The sequence below is a fragment of the Streptomyces sp. NPDC051172 genome, from assembly GCF_040682555.1.
Classification (GTDB): Bacteria; Actinomycetota; Actinomycetes; order Streptomycetales; family Streptomycetaceae; genus Streptomyces.
In genome coordinates, this window is sequence record NZ_JBFBBE010000185.1 from 1 (window position 1) to 13,280 (window position 13,280).

Below are 13,280 nucleotides of genomic sequence, written 5' to 3' on the forward strand. Positions count from 1 at the left end.
CGAAGAACAGCACCGCTGTCACCAGCACAGCCATGATCCGAAACAGAACACAGCTCACGTGGCGAAGCGAGACCTCAAGACCGGCTCACTAGCCGGGTGCCGCCGCGCCAGTCCGGCACGGCCGGTGCGAGCGCGGCCGTCGCCATCCGGGTCGCGTCCTCCTTGCGGCGCCGGGCGCGCCCGACCTCGCCCTGCACGGCCTGGCCGGTCATGCCGGGACCTCCTGTTCGGAGGCGGCCCAAGCACTGCGGTGCGGTCAGCTCCCCGTCCCGGGCCGGCCCCTCGACCGTCGTCACCTCACCTCCGTCCGCCTGGGCGGCGAGCACGGAGCAGCCCTTGACGCTGACGCCGCCAGCCCCACCGAGAGGTGGGTCATGTGCCCTCCCAGGATCGGGTCGAGGAGCCATTGGTTGAGCGTTAATCCGTTGCCGCCGTGACACCGGTACTGGTGCACTTCTTGTGTCGAGTCACCGCACCGTCCAGGAGAAGCAATGCGAGCACCGTTCATGTCCGCCCAGGAAGGAATGACCCACTCTTCGAAGGACATGACGCTTGGTGCACTTGCTCAACCTTGGCATCCTCGCGCACGTCGACGCAGGTAAGACCAGCCTGACCGAGCGGCTGCTGCACTCGGTCGGCGTGATCGACGAGCCCGGCCGTGTCGACGACGGGAACACCCGCACCGACACCCTCGCGCTGGAGCGGCAGCGCGGCATCACCATCAAGTCCGCGGTCGTCTCGTTCGCGATCGACGACGTGACGGTCAACCTCATCGACACCCCTGGCCACCCGGACTTCATCGCCGAGGTGGAGCGGGTGCTCGGAGTGCTCGACGGCGCGGTTCTCGTCGTCTCGGCCGTCGAGGGCGTCCAGGCGCAGTCGCGCATCCTGATGCGGACGCTGCAGCGGCTGCGCATCCCGACCCTCCTGTTCGTCAACAAGATCGACCGCCGCGGGGCGCGGTACGACGGCGTACTGCAGGAGATCTCCGAGCGGCTCACACCGGCCGTCGTGCCGACGGGGACGGTCGGCGGACTCGGCACGCCCGCTGCCCACTTCGTGCCGGGACTCCCCGAGGCTGCCCTCGATGTCCTGGCGGACCATGACGACGAATTGCTTGCCGCCTATGTGGAGGGCGCCGACATGTTGTCCGGCATCTCCGGTGCAAGGTCACATGCCACCCAGAGCGGTATGTCATATGACGTCCTCCGCGCAGCCCTCACCGCCCAGACCCGCCAGGCCCTCGTCCACCCGGTCCACTTCGGCTCGGCCATCACCGGCGCAGGCGTGAACGCCCTGGTCACCGGCATCAAAGAGCTCCTGCCGCCGGCCGACGGCGACCCCGACGGGCCGGTCTCCGGCACCGTCTTCAAGGTCGAGCGGGGCCCGGCAGGGGAGAAGGTGGCGTACGCTCGCATGTTCTCCGGCACCCTGCGCACCCGCGACCGGATCCGTTTCGGCGAGGCCCGCACGGAGGGAAGGGTCACCGGGATCAGCGTCTTCGACCACGGCACCGACGTCCGGGCGGACGCCGTCCCCGCCGGAAGGACCGCCAGACTGTGGGGCCTGACCGACATCAGGATCGGCGACGCCATCGGCGAACCCCGCAAGGCCTACGAGCACTTCTTCGCCCCGCCCACGCTGGAGACGGTGGTCGTCCCGGGGCCGGGCGTGGACACCCGCAGGCTCCATCTCGCGCTCACCCAGCTCGCCGAACAGGACCCGCTGATCGACCTGCGCCACGACGAGGTGCGCCAGGAGACCTCCGTGTCCCTCTACGGCGAGGTCCAGAAGGAGGTCGTCCAGGCCACCCTCGCCGAGGAGTTCGGGCTCGACGTCACCTTCCGGGAGACCACGGTCATCTGCATCGAGCGGCCGTCCGGGCCGGGAGCGGCGGTCGAGTTCAACAAGAAGGACCAGAATCCGTTCTTGGCCACTGTCGGCCTGCGCGTCGACCCCGCTCCGGTGGGCTCGGGCGTGCAGTTCCGGCTGGGGGTGGAGCTCGGCGCCATGCCGTACGCCTTCTTCAAGGCCGTCGAGGACACCGTCCGTGAAACCCTCGGGCAGGGCCTGCACGGCTGGCAGGTCACCGACTGCACGGTCACCATGACCCACTCCGGCTACTCGCCCCGGCAGAGCCACGCCCACCAGGGCTTCGACAAGAGCATGTCCAGTACGGGCTACGACTTCCGCGGCCTGACCCCGCTGGTCCTGATCGAGGCCCTGCGCCGTGCGGGCACCCGGGTCTACGAGCCGATGCACCGCTTCCGCCTCGAAGCACCGGCCGACACACTCGGCGCCCTGCTGCCGGTACTGGCCGCCCTGCGTGCCGTGCCGCAGACGACCCGGACGCAGGGCGCCGCCTGCGTCCTGGTGGGTGCCGTTCCGGCCGGCCGGGTGCACGAACTGGAGCAGCGGCTGCCCGGACTCACCCGGGGTGAGGGCGAGTTGGAGAGCGCTTTCGACCACTACGCACCGATCACTTTCGGAACGGTTCCTGAACGTTCGCGCACCGACCACAACCCCCTCAACCGCAAGGAGTACCTGTTGAACGTGACGCGTCGCGTGACGGGCTGAGGTGGCTGAGAAGGAACGCTCCTCGAAAATCCTGAAACTTACTCAAGAGTCAGAAGTATTGACGGTGTCCGGAAATCACCGGACTGTAGTGGACATGCCGAATATCCGGACACGTCTGCTCGTTGTGCTGGTTGTCCTCTTCGGATCCCTGACGGTGGCGGGTGCACCCTCCGCCACCGCCGCGACCCTTCCCGACTCCCTCTGGTTCGACGAATCGCCCCTGACGGTGCAGAACGGCAGATTCGTCGACGGCAACGGCCGCGAGGTCGTGCTGCGCGGCTACAACGTCTCCGGCGAGACCAAGCTGGAGGAGAACAGCGGCCTGCCCTTCGCCTCGGTCGCCGACGCGAAGAAGTCCGCGACCGCGCTGCGCGCCCTCGGCGGCGGCAACTCGGTCCGCTTCCTGCTGTCCTGGGCGCACGCCGAACCCACCCGCGGCACGGTCGACACCGCCTACCTGGCTGCCGCCACCGCGCAGATGCAGGCCTTCCTCGACGCCGGCATCCGCGTGTACCCCGACTTCCATCAGGACCTCTACTCCCGCTACCTCTTCAACTCGGGCAGCTGGTACACGGGCGACGGAGCCCCCAAGTGGGCCGTGGCGCTGGGCGGTTACCCGCAGGAGTCGTGCGGGATCTGTCTCTTCTGGGGTCAGAACATCACCCAGAACCAGGCCGTGACGAAGGCGCAGTACGACTTCTGGCACAACAAGTACGGCCTGCAGGACGCCTTCCTCGCCACCGCCCAGAAGACCATGGCGTACGTCGAACAGCACCTGAGCGACGCCGAGTTCGCGGGCATCGTCGGCTTCGACCCCTACAACGAGCCCTTCGCGGGCAGCTACGACTCCGGCCAGTCCAGCCGCAGTTGGGAGCAGAACCTGCTGTGGCCCTTCTACCAGAAGTTCCGGGCCCGAATGGACGCGGCCGGCTGGCAGGACAAACCGGCCTTCGTCGAACCGAACCTCTTCTGGGACGCCAACATCGACGCCCAGAAGCAGGAGGGCGGGCTGCTGGACGCCGGCACGCTGGGCCCGCGCTATGTCTTCAACACCCACTTCTACGACCAGAAGGCCATCTCCGGGGTCCTGATGTGGGGCAACGCCTCCGACGGCCAGTACGCGACGGACTTCGGGACGATCCGCGACCGGGCATCGGCCGCGGGGACGGCTGCCGTGGTCAGCGAGTTCGGCCAGCCGCTGTCCGGGAACGTGTCGGGCAAGGCCCCGACGGTCGACAAGGCGATGTACCAGGCCCTCGACTCACGTATCCCGGGCTCCGGTTGGTGGTCCAGCCCGGCCTCCTCCGGCCCGGCCCTCTCCGGCAGCCAGTGGCAGTGGGACATCTACAACGGCCGCCACCACGAACTGATGAACGACAACGCCGACAAGGTCCAGACCTCCGGTGACGCCTGGAACGACGAGGACCTCTCGGTCGCGAAACTCGACGCCTCCGGCACGGTGACGCTCCGTCAGGACGCCCGGCTCCTCGACCGCGTCTACCCGAGTGCGACGGCCGGTACGGCGCTCGCCTTCACCTACGAGGACCGCTCGCGCGACGGTTCCACGACCCTGACCTGGAACCCGGTGCCCAGTTCACTGCCGAACGTGTCCCAGCTGGTCGGCTCCGGCCAGTACGGGTTGCTCGTGTGGAAGTCGGGCAGCGGCACGGCACCCACCGAACTGCACCTGCCCGCCTCGTTCCCGACCGCGACGACCACCGTCGTCTCCGACCTCGGCACGGTCTACGGGCCGTCGGCGTACACGACCTCGGCACCGGTCGCGGCGGCTCCCGAACCGGGCGGCACGGGCAGCCGGCGCCTCCTGCTCACCGACTCGGACTCCGGCGTCCTGCACTACGCGCTGGTGACCAACGGGGCGGTGTCACCGTCGGCGAGTCTCCTCGGCGCGGCCAAGGCCGAGCTGGCGACCTGGGCAGCTGCGCACTTCTGAGCCGCGGACCCGGGCGGGCTGACAGGCCGACGGCGCCGGACTGCGTGGTCCGGCGCCGTCGGTGAGGGAGGATCAGTTCGCGGACGCACCCGTCCAGTCGGCCTGCACATGGCCGAGCCGCACCCGCTGCGGATGGTCCCCGACCGGCACGGACGTGACCTTCTGACCGGTCGCGAAGTCGATCGCCGTGACCTGGTCGGCGCCGCTCTCGGAGATGATGCAGTCCTTGCCGTCGCCGCTGACCGTGGCCCAGTACGGGGTGGACGCGGTGACGAGCGGGCCTTCTTGGAGCGTGGCCCGGTCGACGACGGTGGCGTAGTTGTCCATCGTCCCGGCGACGCACAGCTTGCTGCCGTCGGGGCTCATCGAGATGCCGTGGTGGCGCGAGTCCAGCAGCCAGGTGGTGCGGTCGGGGTTGGTCGCAGGGCTCGCCGGCAGCGTCTTCACCCGGGTGATCTTGTCGGCGGCGATGTCGTACTCCAGGAAGCCGTTGAAGAACGACACCTGGAAGTACATCTTCGACCAGTCCGGCGTGAATGCCGCGGGCCGTACCGCGTCGGAGAAGTCCTTCAGACCGATCGCGTCCAGCCGGTCGCGCATGTCGATGGTCTTGACCGTCTTGTACGTGGTGGCGTCCACGACGGTGATGTGGCGGTCGCCCTTCGTCCAGTCCGCCGACGGGTCGTCGAGGGAGGTGTTGACCTCGCCGATCGACATGTTCCAGATGTACTTGCCGCCGTTGGTGAAGACGTTCTCGTGCGGCTTGTCACCGGTGCCGAACTCGCCCAGTTCCTTGCCGGTGTTGATGTCCAGCACCTGCACCTTGTCGGCGGTGGACGCGGAGACCGCGACCTTGGTGCCGTCGGGGGAGACGGCCATGTGGTCGGCACGGTAACCGGCCACCGGGAAACGCCAGTTGATCTTGTCGGTGGCCAGGTCGATGGAGACGACGTCGGCGAAACTGGGCCGGGAGACCACCACGGACGTGCCGTCGGGCGTGGAGTACATGTCGTCGACGTACTGGTCGTGGCCCTGGCCGACCTGGTTGCGGATGGCCGTGTAGTAGATCCACTTGATGGGGTCGGCATTGATCTCCGCGATGCGCTGAGCCTTGTCGGGAACGACGTTGATCTGCCCGACCTCGGCGAAGTCGCCGGACGATTTCAGGACGGTGGCGGTGCCGTCCCAGTTGTTGCCCACGAACAGCACCTCGCGCAGCGCTGCGGACGAGTCCGCGGTGGCGGCGGTCGCGGGTGCGGCGACGGTCAGGACGAGGGCGGCGGCTACGGAGCAGATGTGCCTGGATCTGAAGGCAGGCATGAGTGCTCTCTCCTCTGCGGACGGGGGGTGATGAGGGCATGCCAAAAAAAAGGGGCCGAATCTGAAAACAAGCGCGTTCAGATTCTTACTTACTGGAAAGTAAGGAAGAGGTGCCCTTCTCCACAAGACTGCGTACACGACAAAATTGGCGCGGCGGGCGACAAGGGAGGCTCAGTGGCGGGAAGGCTCAAGGCGCCGACCGGACGGTACGGCGGCAGGACCGCCGCGGAACGGCAGGCCGAGCGGCGCATGAGGTTCCTGGACGCCGCGCTCGAACTCTTCGGCGGCGACCCCGGCTACCGCGCCACCACGGTCGCGGCTCTGAGCGAGGCCGCGGGCCTGTCCACCCGCCAGTTCTACGAGGAGTTCCGCACCCTCGAGGACGTGCTGGCCGCGCTGCACCTCCAGGTCAACGACTGGGCCGAGGAGGCCGTCCTGACCGCGTTCGCCGAGGCGCAGGGGCTCCCGCTCGCCGAGCGCGTCACCGCCATCTTCCGGGCCTACGCCGGGAACGTCACGGGAGACCCACGCCGTATCAGGATCACCTTCGTCGAGATCATCGGCGTCAGCGCACGTCTGGAGGAACAGCGCCTGGCCCGCCGCTCCCGCTGGGTGGACCTCATCTGCGCCGAGGCGGACAGCGCCGCAGCCCACGGAGAGGCCGCGCCCCGCGACTACCGCATCGCGGCGACGGCCTTCATCGGCAGCGTCAACGGGTTGCTGCACGACTGGAGCGCCGGCTGGGTGAACGCCACGCTCGACGAAGTGGTGGAGGAGCTGGTCCACCAGTTGCTGGCGATTCTGCGTCCGCCGGGGTGGGCCACGCCGGCCGGTTGAACGGCACGGCGCCCCCGCCGGACCTGCGACGACTTCTGTCGCCGAGCGGCCGACAGCACTCCCATGTCCTTTGCCGCGGACCGCCCGACCACTCCGAGCACCCCCCGAACGGCTCAGTGATGATGCGCCGGAGGAGGCGAGGGTGCGTGGGCGGTGTGACCGTGGTGGAAGGCATGGGCGTGCATGCGGTGACCAGGAGGCGCGATGTCGCATGGTTCGGTCGAGGGCGGCATGGCGTCCGCTGCCACGAGGGACGCCCCGGGCCTGTCGGCCGACCGGTCCCGGCACGGCTTCGAGCAGTTGAGCGCCGTCGCCGACGCCGTCCTGTATGAGGGCTACCTGCTCTATCCCTACCGTCGCTCATCGGCCAAGAACCGCGTCCGCTGGCAGTTCGGAGTGCTCTTCCCGCGGGCCTGGGTGGAGCAGGACGGCCCGGTCGTCCCCAATGTGTCCGGTTCCGCCGACTCCTGGTACCAGCAGACCGAGGTGCTGCTGAGGATCCGGCAGCGCGGCGCAACCCTGCGGGTGAGGCTTCGATACCTCCAGCTGCAGCGCAAGCAGGTGGAGGAGACCGGCCACGGCCGCCTCCGAGAGGTCGAGTCGCTGCGCACCGACGACGGCACGGTGCATCTGACCTTCGACGAGGCCGTGCCGTGCGAGGTGGACATCGCGGTCCCGCTGGACGAGCTCCTCCAGGAGGAACGCACCGTTGCGGCGGGAGCGCCGGCCGGCAGGGAGATCGAGGCACTGCCCTCGGGTGCCGGACGGGTGGTCCGTCGCCGCGAGGAGGTACGGGCCGAAGTCACCGTCGCCGCCGAGCGGTTGGGGGAGAACCTCTGCCGTCTGCGGGTACGCACCACCAACACAGGAGGCGACCCGGATCCGCGGGCCACGCGCGAGGAAGCGCTGCGTGGCGCGCTCATCGCCGCCCACACGCTGCTCGGCGGTGCCGGCGTCGAGTTCGTCTCGCTGATCGATCCCCCCGAGGACCTGCGTGCATTGGCAGGCACGTGCCGGAACGAATTCACCTTCCCCGTCCTCGGTGGCGAACCCCCTACTTCCCACACCGGCGCCACGGGCCATGTCCTGCTTTCCTCGCCGATCATCCTTCCCGACCATCCGCAGGTGGCCCCCGAGAGCCCCGGTGACCTGCACGACGCCGCGGAGATCGACGAGATCCTCACGCTGCGCACGATGCTGCTGACCGACGAGGAGAAACGCGAGGCACGCGCCACCGACCCACGGGCCGCCGAGATCCTCGACCGGGTCGACACCATGCCCCCGGAGGTCCTCGAACGGCTGCACGGTGCCATCCGCTCCCTGACTCCGGCCGACCCGCCGCCCCCGCCCGCCGTACGCCCCGCCTGGTGGCAGGAGGGCACCGACGACGGTCTCTCCCCGTCCACCGACACGGTGCTCGTCGACGGCGTGCCCCTCGGCGGCGGCAGCCGCGTACGGCTTCGGCCACGCAGGCGGGGCGCCGACGCCCAGGACATGTTCCTGGTCGGACGGACCGCCGAGGTGGCCGCCGTCCTCCACGACGTGGACGGCAGCGTGCACCTCGCCGTCACCCTCGACGACGATCCCGCGGCCGAACTGCACAGCTGGTACGGCCGTTTCCACTACTTCCGGCCCGACGAACTCGAACCACTCCAGCCCACCGACTCCGACACCCCCCGCACCGGAGGCCGTTGACATGACGACGCACAGCAGCACCACCGAAGTCAGCGGCGAACCCGGCCGCGGCGAGGAACGGCAGGGCATCGACGAGCTCCACATCCTCTGGATCTCCGAGGGCATGAGCTGCGACGGCGACACCGTCTCCCTGACGGCCGCAGACCAGCCCTCCATCGAGGACCTGGTCCTCGGCCTGATCCCGGGCCTGCCCAAGGTGAACCTGGTCAACAAGGTGCTCTCCCCGAGCCTGGGCGGCGAGGACTTCCTCGCTCCCTACCGGGCCGCGGTACGCGGCGAACTGGCCCCGTTCATCCTCGTCATCGAGGGCTCGGTCCCCAACCAGAACATCATCAAGGGCGACGGCTACTGGACGTCGTTCGGCAACGACCCGGAGACCGGCGAACCGCAGACCCTCAACCGGTGGATCGACCAACTCGCCCCCAAGGCCTGGGCGGTGGTGGCCGCCGGCACCTGCGCCACCTTCGGCGGCATCCACGCCATGGCCGGCAACCCGACCGGCTGCATGGGCCTCGCGGACTACCTGGGCTGGGACTTCAGGTCCCAGGGCGGTCTGCCCGTGGTGAACGTCCCCGGCTGTCCGATCCAGCCCGAGAACTTCATGGAGACCCTGATCTGGGTCCTTTACCACGCGGCCGGATCCGCTCCGCCGCCCCCGCTGGACCACATGCTGCGCCCGCAGTGGCTGTTCGGCAAGACGGTCCACGAGGGCTGTGACCGCGGCTCGTACTACGAGCAGGGCAATTTCGGCAAGGACTACAACTCGCCCAAGTGCCTGGTCAAGACGGGGTGTTGGGGTCCGGTCGTCAACTGCAACGTGCCCAAGCGCGGCTGGATGGCGGGCGTCGGAGGCTGCCCGAACGTCGGCGGCATCTGCATCGGCTGCACGATGCCCGGCTTCCCCGACGCGTTCATGCCGTTCATGGACGAGCCGCCCGGCGGAACGCTCTCCTCCATGATCGTCAAGCCGTACGGGGCCGTCATCCGCCGACTGCGCGGCTTCACGAACGAGCTGGTCAACCACGAACCCAAGTGGCGTCACAACAAGCGGAAGCTGACCAGCGGTTACGACCCGCACTGGCGTCCCTGACACCGCCCGACACACACCCCCACCACGGACCGACCCACGGAACAGCGAAAGCAAGGGGCAGCAACAGCGATGACCACAACCGAGGCCCGGCCCACGGGACGCAAGCCGCCGCAGCTCGTGGACATGTCCTGGGACCCGATCACCCGCATCATCGGGAACCTGGGCATCTACACGAAGATCGACTTCGCCAACCGGGAGGTCGTGGAGTGCCACAGCACGTCGTCGCTGTTCCGTGGCTACTCGGTGTTCATGAAGGGCAAGGACCCCCGGGACGCGGGTTTCATCACCTCCCGTATCTGCGGCATCTGCGGCGACAACCACACCACCTGCTCCGACTACGCCCAGCAGATGGCCTACGGGGTCAAACCGCCGCGGCTCGCCGAGCACATCGTCAACCTCGGCGAAGCGGCCGAGTACATGTTCGACCACACGATCTTCCAGGACAACCTGGTCTTCGTGGACTTCTGTGAAGCCATGGTCAAGGCCACCAACCCCGGTGTGCTGGCCCGCGCCGAACGCTCCGACGCCCCGCGCGGGGACATCCACGGCTACCGGACGATCGCAGACATCATGAAGGCCTTCAACCCCTTCGAGGGCGAGGTGTACAAGGAGGCCCTGAAGGTCAGCCGGGTCACCCGCGAGATGTTCTGCCTGATGGAGGGACGCCACGTCCACCCGTCCACGCTCTACCCCGGCGGCGTGGGCACGCTGCCGCAGCCGACCGTCTTCACCGACTACCTCAGCCGTCTCATGCGGGTCATCGACTTCGTCAAGAAGGCCGTCGCCATGAACGACGACGTCTTCGACTTCTTCTACGAGGCGCTGCCCGGCTACGAGGAGGTCGGCAACCGCCGCATCCTGCTGGGCTGCTGGGGCGCCTTCCAGAACCCCGACGTCGTCGACTACCGCTACGAGAACATGAACACCTGGGGCAAGGCGATGTACGTCACCCCGGGCATCGTCGTCGACGGCGCACTGGTCACCAACAACCTCGTCGACATCAACCTCGGCCTGCGGATCATGCTCGGCAGCTCCTACTACGAGGACTGGGTGGGCGAGCAGCCCTTCGTCACCCACGACCCGCTCGGCAACCCGGTCGACATGCGCCACCCGTGGAACCAGACCACCGTGCCGGTCCCGCAGAAGCGCAACTTCGACGACAAGTACAGCTGGGTGATGAGCCCACGCTGGTACGACCCGCGCAGCGGCGACCACCTCGCCCTGGACACCGGAGGCGGCCCGCTCGCCCGCCTGTGGTCCACCGCGCTGAGCGGACTGGTCGACACGCCGTACATCAAGTCCACCGGCCACAGCGTGCGCATCTCGCTGCCCAGGGGCGAGTCGCTGCCGGAGACGACCCTGGAGTGGCGCATCCCGAAGTGGAGCAACACCGTCGAACGGGACCGCGCCCGGCCGTACTTCGTCGCCTACGCGGCCGCGATGGCCCTGCAGTTCCTGGAAGAGGCGATGGGCCTGGTGCGGGACGGCGACACCAAGGTGTTCGAGAACTTCGAGGTGCCGGACGAGGCCATCGGCTGCGGTTTCCACGAGGCGGTGCGCGGGGTCCTCTCCCACCACCTGGTGATCAAGGACAAGAAGATCGCCAACTACCACCCGTACCCGCCCACTCCGTGGAACGCCAGCCCCCGCGACAAGTTCGGCACCCCCGGTCCCTACGAGGACGCGGTCCAGGGACAGCCGATCTTCGAGGAGAACGGGCCGGACGACTTCAAGGGCGTCGACATCATGCGCACCGTCCGCAGCTTCGACCCCTGTCTGCCGTGCGGGGTGCACATGTACGTCGGCAAGGGCAAGACCCTGACCACCCTGCACTCGCCGACGTACGGCGCGAACCATGGCTGAGCCCGAGCGGCTCGCGGACCCCGCCGTCGAGGCCCGGCTGACCCGGCTCGACCAGCTGCTGGAAGGGCTCGAATCCGCACCCGGACCCGCCACCCGCTCCGCGGTCGAGACGGTGCGGCTGCTGACCGAGGTCTACGGCGAGGCGCTAGCCCGGGTCATGGACCACGCGGACGCGCAGCTGGCCGAACACCTGGTCGAGGACGAGCTGTTGGGGCATCTGCTGGTGCTGCACGCGATCCATCCGGAGCCCGCCGAGCGTCGGGCGGCCCGCGCGGTCGAGCGGCTGCGGTCCGCCGTACAGGAACGCGGTGGCGACGTGGAGTGGGCCGGCGCGGACGGAGATGTGGGCCGTGTGCGGCTGACGACGGGCGGCGGCTGCGGCTCCGGCTGCGGCGGCGGGACAGGCGACGTCACCGCAGCCGTCCGGGAGGCGGTGCTCGCCGTAGCCCCGGAGCTGACGGAGGTGGAGCAGGTGCAGACCACCGCTCCGGCCTTCGTACCGCTGACCACGCTCACCCACCGGGGCACACCGTGACCACGGACGGCGCGCTCGCCCGCCTCATCCGCTCCTCCGCCGAGGCCACGCTGGCGGCCGAGACGGAGCGGTGCGACCTGTGCGCCGCGCCGGTGCCCGAGGAGCACCGCCACCTGTACGACACCGCAGCCGAGGAGGTGCGCTGCGCCTGCGGCCCCTGCTCGGTGCTGTTCGCCGACCACGGCGCGGGCGACGGGCACTACCGGCTCGTTCCCCGCAGGCGGATCAGGCTCCCCCGGGTGGACACTGAGATTCTGGGCGTGCCCGTCGGCCTGGTCTTCTTCCTGCCCCGGGCCGACGGCACGGTCACCGCCGAGGGCCCGAGCCCGGCCGGGGCCATGCGGTGGGAGATCGACGCGGCGGCCTGGCTGCGGTTGACCGCAGCCTGTCCGCAGCTCGCCTCCCTGGAACCCGACGTGGAGGCACTGCTCGTGAACACCGTCCACGGCCTCGACCACCACTGGATCGTCCCGGTCGACGACTGCTACCGGATGATCGCCGTCGTACGCCGGGAATGGCGTGGCCTGTCCGGCGGCGGCCGGATCTGGCCCGCCGTCGAACGGTTCTTCGACGACCTCACCGAGCGGCCATGACCACGACTCCGCGGCGCGGAGACGAGGAAGGAGAACACCCCATGGGCAGCATCAGAGTCGGCCGCCCCCACGCCAAGCCCGACTCCACCGGCCATGTGCCCGGCATGCACCAGGGCAACACAGGGCCCTACGGCCGCCAGACCGGACACCACGAGGACGGCACCGCGGACGCGCGCCGCTCCACCGGGATCCATTGGAAGCGGCACGACGCCCTCCTCGACGTCATGCCGAACATCCCCCCGGGATGAGGAACAACAGGGAGCCGCAATGAAGGTCCAGCGAGCAGACGGCGCGCACAGCGCCACGACGGGACGGCAGCTGCTGCTGGCGGAGGCCGTTCTGGCCGGTGCCGTGGCCCTGGCGCTGCTCGTCCGGGAGTGGCCGAGCATCAGGCGCGAGTTGCGGATCTACCGGATGGCCGGCGGCTTCCGCGCAGGCCGCCGCTATCCGTGAGCCGGCCGTGCACGAGTTGTCGATCGCGACCGCGATCATCGAGCGGGCCGACGAGCTCGCCCGGGCGGACGGAACGGAAGCCGTCTCGGCGGTGACCGTCCGGGTCGGGGAGCTGGCCGGGGTCGTACCCGACGCACTGAGTTTCGCGTTCGAGGTGGCCCGCGACGGCACCGCTCTCGCCGCGGCCCGGCTCGTGGTGGAGCCGGTCCCCGCGCACGCCTACTGCGGCGCGTGCGCGCAGGAGTTCCCGGTGGGCATGCCCCCGTTCTTCTGGTGCCCGCACTGCGACCGGCCCTCCACCGACCTGCGCAGCGGCCGGGAACTGGAGATCACCGGGATCGAGTGACACGTACGAGGCCCCGCCGC

General features: G+C 69.2%; 13 protein-coding genes and 1 pseudogene. 11 read left to right on the forward strand and 3 right to left on the reverse strand.

Features of this window, described 5'->3' with window-relative positions; all coding sequences use genetic code 11:
• Positions 1-74 precede the first annotated feature (74 nt).
• Both AB0N07_RS47265 and AB0N07_RS47270 read right to left on the reverse strand, forming a co-directional pair.
• The gene (locus AB0N07_RS47265) at positions 75-212 is read right to left on the reverse strand and encodes a hypothetical protein (RefSeq protein WP_365846609.1); all 138 of its coding nucleotides are present in this window, start codon (positions 210-212) and stop codon (positions 75-77) included.
• A gap of 48 nt (positions 213-260) precedes the next feature.
• Positions 261-350: pseudogene (locus AB0N07_RS47270) on the reverse strand ((2Fe-2S)-binding protein); the annotation flags it as partial.
• Positions 351-555: 205 nt separating this feature from the next.
• Here AB0N07_RS47270 and AB0N07_RS47275 point away from each other — a divergent pair.
• The gene (locus tag AB0N07_RS47275; RefSeq protein WP_365846607.1) at positions 556-2,577 is read left to right on the forward strand and encodes a translation factor GTPase family protein; all 2,022 of its coding nucleotides are present in this window, start codon (positions 556-558) and stop codon (positions 2,575-2,577) included.
• A gap of 94 nt (positions 2,578-2,671) precedes the next feature.
• Positions 2,672-4,528 carry a cellulase family glycosylhydrolase gene (locus tag AB0N07_RS47280; protein WP_365846585.1) on the forward strand — a complete coding sequence of 619 codons (1,857 nt, stop codon included), beginning with the start codon at positions 2,672-2,674 and terminating at the stop codon, positions 4,526-4,528.
• Between the two features lie 72 nt (positions 4,529-4,600).
• Here the strand turns inward: AB0N07_RS47280 and AB0N07_RS47285 are convergent, their stop codons facing one another.
• Positions 4,601-5,848 (reverse strand): YncE family protein, encoded by a 1,248-nt coding sequence (locus AB0N07_RS47285; RefSeq protein ID WP_365846587.1) that lies wholly within the window; start codon positions 5,846-5,848, stop codon positions 4,601-4,603.
• Positions 5,849-6,022: 174 nt separating this feature from the next.
• Between AB0N07_RS47285 and AB0N07_RS47290 the strand changes: the two genes are divergently transcribed.
• The 9 genes from AB0N07_RS47290 (at position 6,023) to hypA (ending at position 13,260) form a co-directional block, all read left to right on the forward strand.
• Complete coding sequence (locus AB0N07_RS47290; RefSeq protein WP_365846589.1) at positions 6,023-6,685, forward strand: TetR/AcrR family transcriptional regulator; 663 nt, start codon at positions 6,023-6,025, stop codon at positions 6,683-6,685.
• Between the two features lie 204 nt (positions 6,686-6,889).
• Entirely contained in the window at positions 6,890-8,380 is a 1,491-nt protein-coding gene (locus AB0N07_RS47295) for a hypothetical protein (RefSeq protein WP_365846591.1), read from the forward strand.
• Position 8,381: 1 nt separating this feature from the next.
• Entirely contained in the window at positions 8,382-9,470 is a 1,089-nt protein-coding gene (locus AB0N07_RS47300) for a hydrogenase expression protein HypE (protein ID WP_365846593.1), read from the forward strand.
• Between the two features lie 69 nt (positions 9,471-9,539).
• Positions 9,540-11,333 carry a nickel-dependent hydrogenase large subunit gene (locus AB0N07_RS47305; RefSeq protein ID WP_365846595.1) on the forward strand — a complete coding sequence of 598 codons (1,794 nt, stop codon included), beginning with the start codon at positions 9,540-9,542 and terminating at the stop codon, positions 11,331-11,333.
• Positions 11,326-11,868 (forward strand): NifU family protein, encoded by a 543-nt coding sequence (locus AB0N07_RS47310; RefSeq protein ID WP_365846597.1) that lies wholly within the window; start codon positions 11,326-11,328, stop codon positions 11,866-11,868. Before AB0N07_RS47305 ends, AB0N07_RS47310 begins: the two co-directional genes overlap by 8 nt.
• The gene (locus tag AB0N07_RS47315; RefSeq protein ID WP_365846599.1) at positions 11,865-12,461 is read left to right on the forward strand and encodes a DUF5947 family protein; all 597 of its coding nucleotides are present in this window, start codon (positions 11,865-11,867) and stop codon (positions 12,459-12,461) included. The genes AB0N07_RS47310 and AB0N07_RS47315 overlap by 4 nt, the downstream gene beginning before the upstream one ends.
• A 41-nt stretch (positions 12,462-12,502) precedes the next feature.
• Complete coding sequence (locus tag AB0N07_RS47320) at positions 12,503-12,709, forward strand: hypothetical protein (RefSeq protein ID WP_365846601.1); 207 nt, start codon at positions 12,503-12,505, stop codon at positions 12,707-12,709.
• A 19-nt stretch (positions 12,710-12,728) separates the two neighbouring features.
• Entirely contained in the window at positions 12,729-12,914 is a 186-nt protein-coding gene (locus AB0N07_RS47325; protein WP_365846603.1) for a hypothetical protein, read from the forward strand.
• A 7-nt stretch (positions 12,915-12,921) separates the two neighbouring features.
• Positions 12,922-13,260, forward strand: coding sequence for a hydrogenase maturation nickel metallochaperone HypA (gene hypA, locus AB0N07_RS47330; protein ID WP_365846605.1), 339 nt, complete (start codon positions 12,922-12,924; stop codon positions 13,258-13,260).
• Positions 13,261-13,280 lie beyond the last annotated feature (20 nt).

Coding starts and splice junctions, on each gene's coding strand:
- AB0N07_RS47280 (WP_365846585.1), top strand. CDS start 2,672: ATGCCGAATATCCGGACACGTCTGCTCGTTGTGCTGGTTGTCCTCTTC.
- AB0N07_RS47265 (WP_365846609.1), bottom strand. CDS start 212: ATGACCGGCCAGGCCGTGCAGGGCGAGGTCGGGCGCGCCCGGCGCCGC.
- AB0N07_RS47300 (WP_365846593.1), top strand. CDS start 8,382: ATGACGACGCACAGCAGCACCACCGAAGTCAGCGGCGAACCCGGCCGC.
- AB0N07_RS47295 (WP_365846591.1), top strand. CDS start 6,890: ATGTCGCATGGTTCGGTCGAGGGCGGCATGGCGTCCGCTGCCACGAGG.
- AB0N07_RS47310 (WP_365846597.1), top strand. CDS start 11,326: ATGGCTGAGCCCGAGCGGCTCGCGGACCCCGCCGTCGAGGCCCGGCTG.
- AB0N07_RS47305 (WP_365846595.1), top strand. CDS start 9,540: ATGACCACAACCGAGGCCCGGCCCACGGGACGCAAGCCGCCGCAGCTC.
- AB0N07_RS47325 (WP_365846603.1), top strand. CDS start 12,729: ATGAAGGTCCAGCGAGCAGACGGCGCGCACAGCGCCACGACGGGACGG.
- AB0N07_RS47285 (WP_365846587.1), bottom strand. CDS start 5,848: ATGCCTGCCTTCAGATCCAGGCACATCTGCTCCGTAGCCGCCGCCCTC.
- AB0N07_RS47320 (WP_365846601.1), top strand. CDS start 12,503: ATGGGCAGCATCAGAGTCGGCCGCCCCCACGCCAAGCCCGACTCCACC.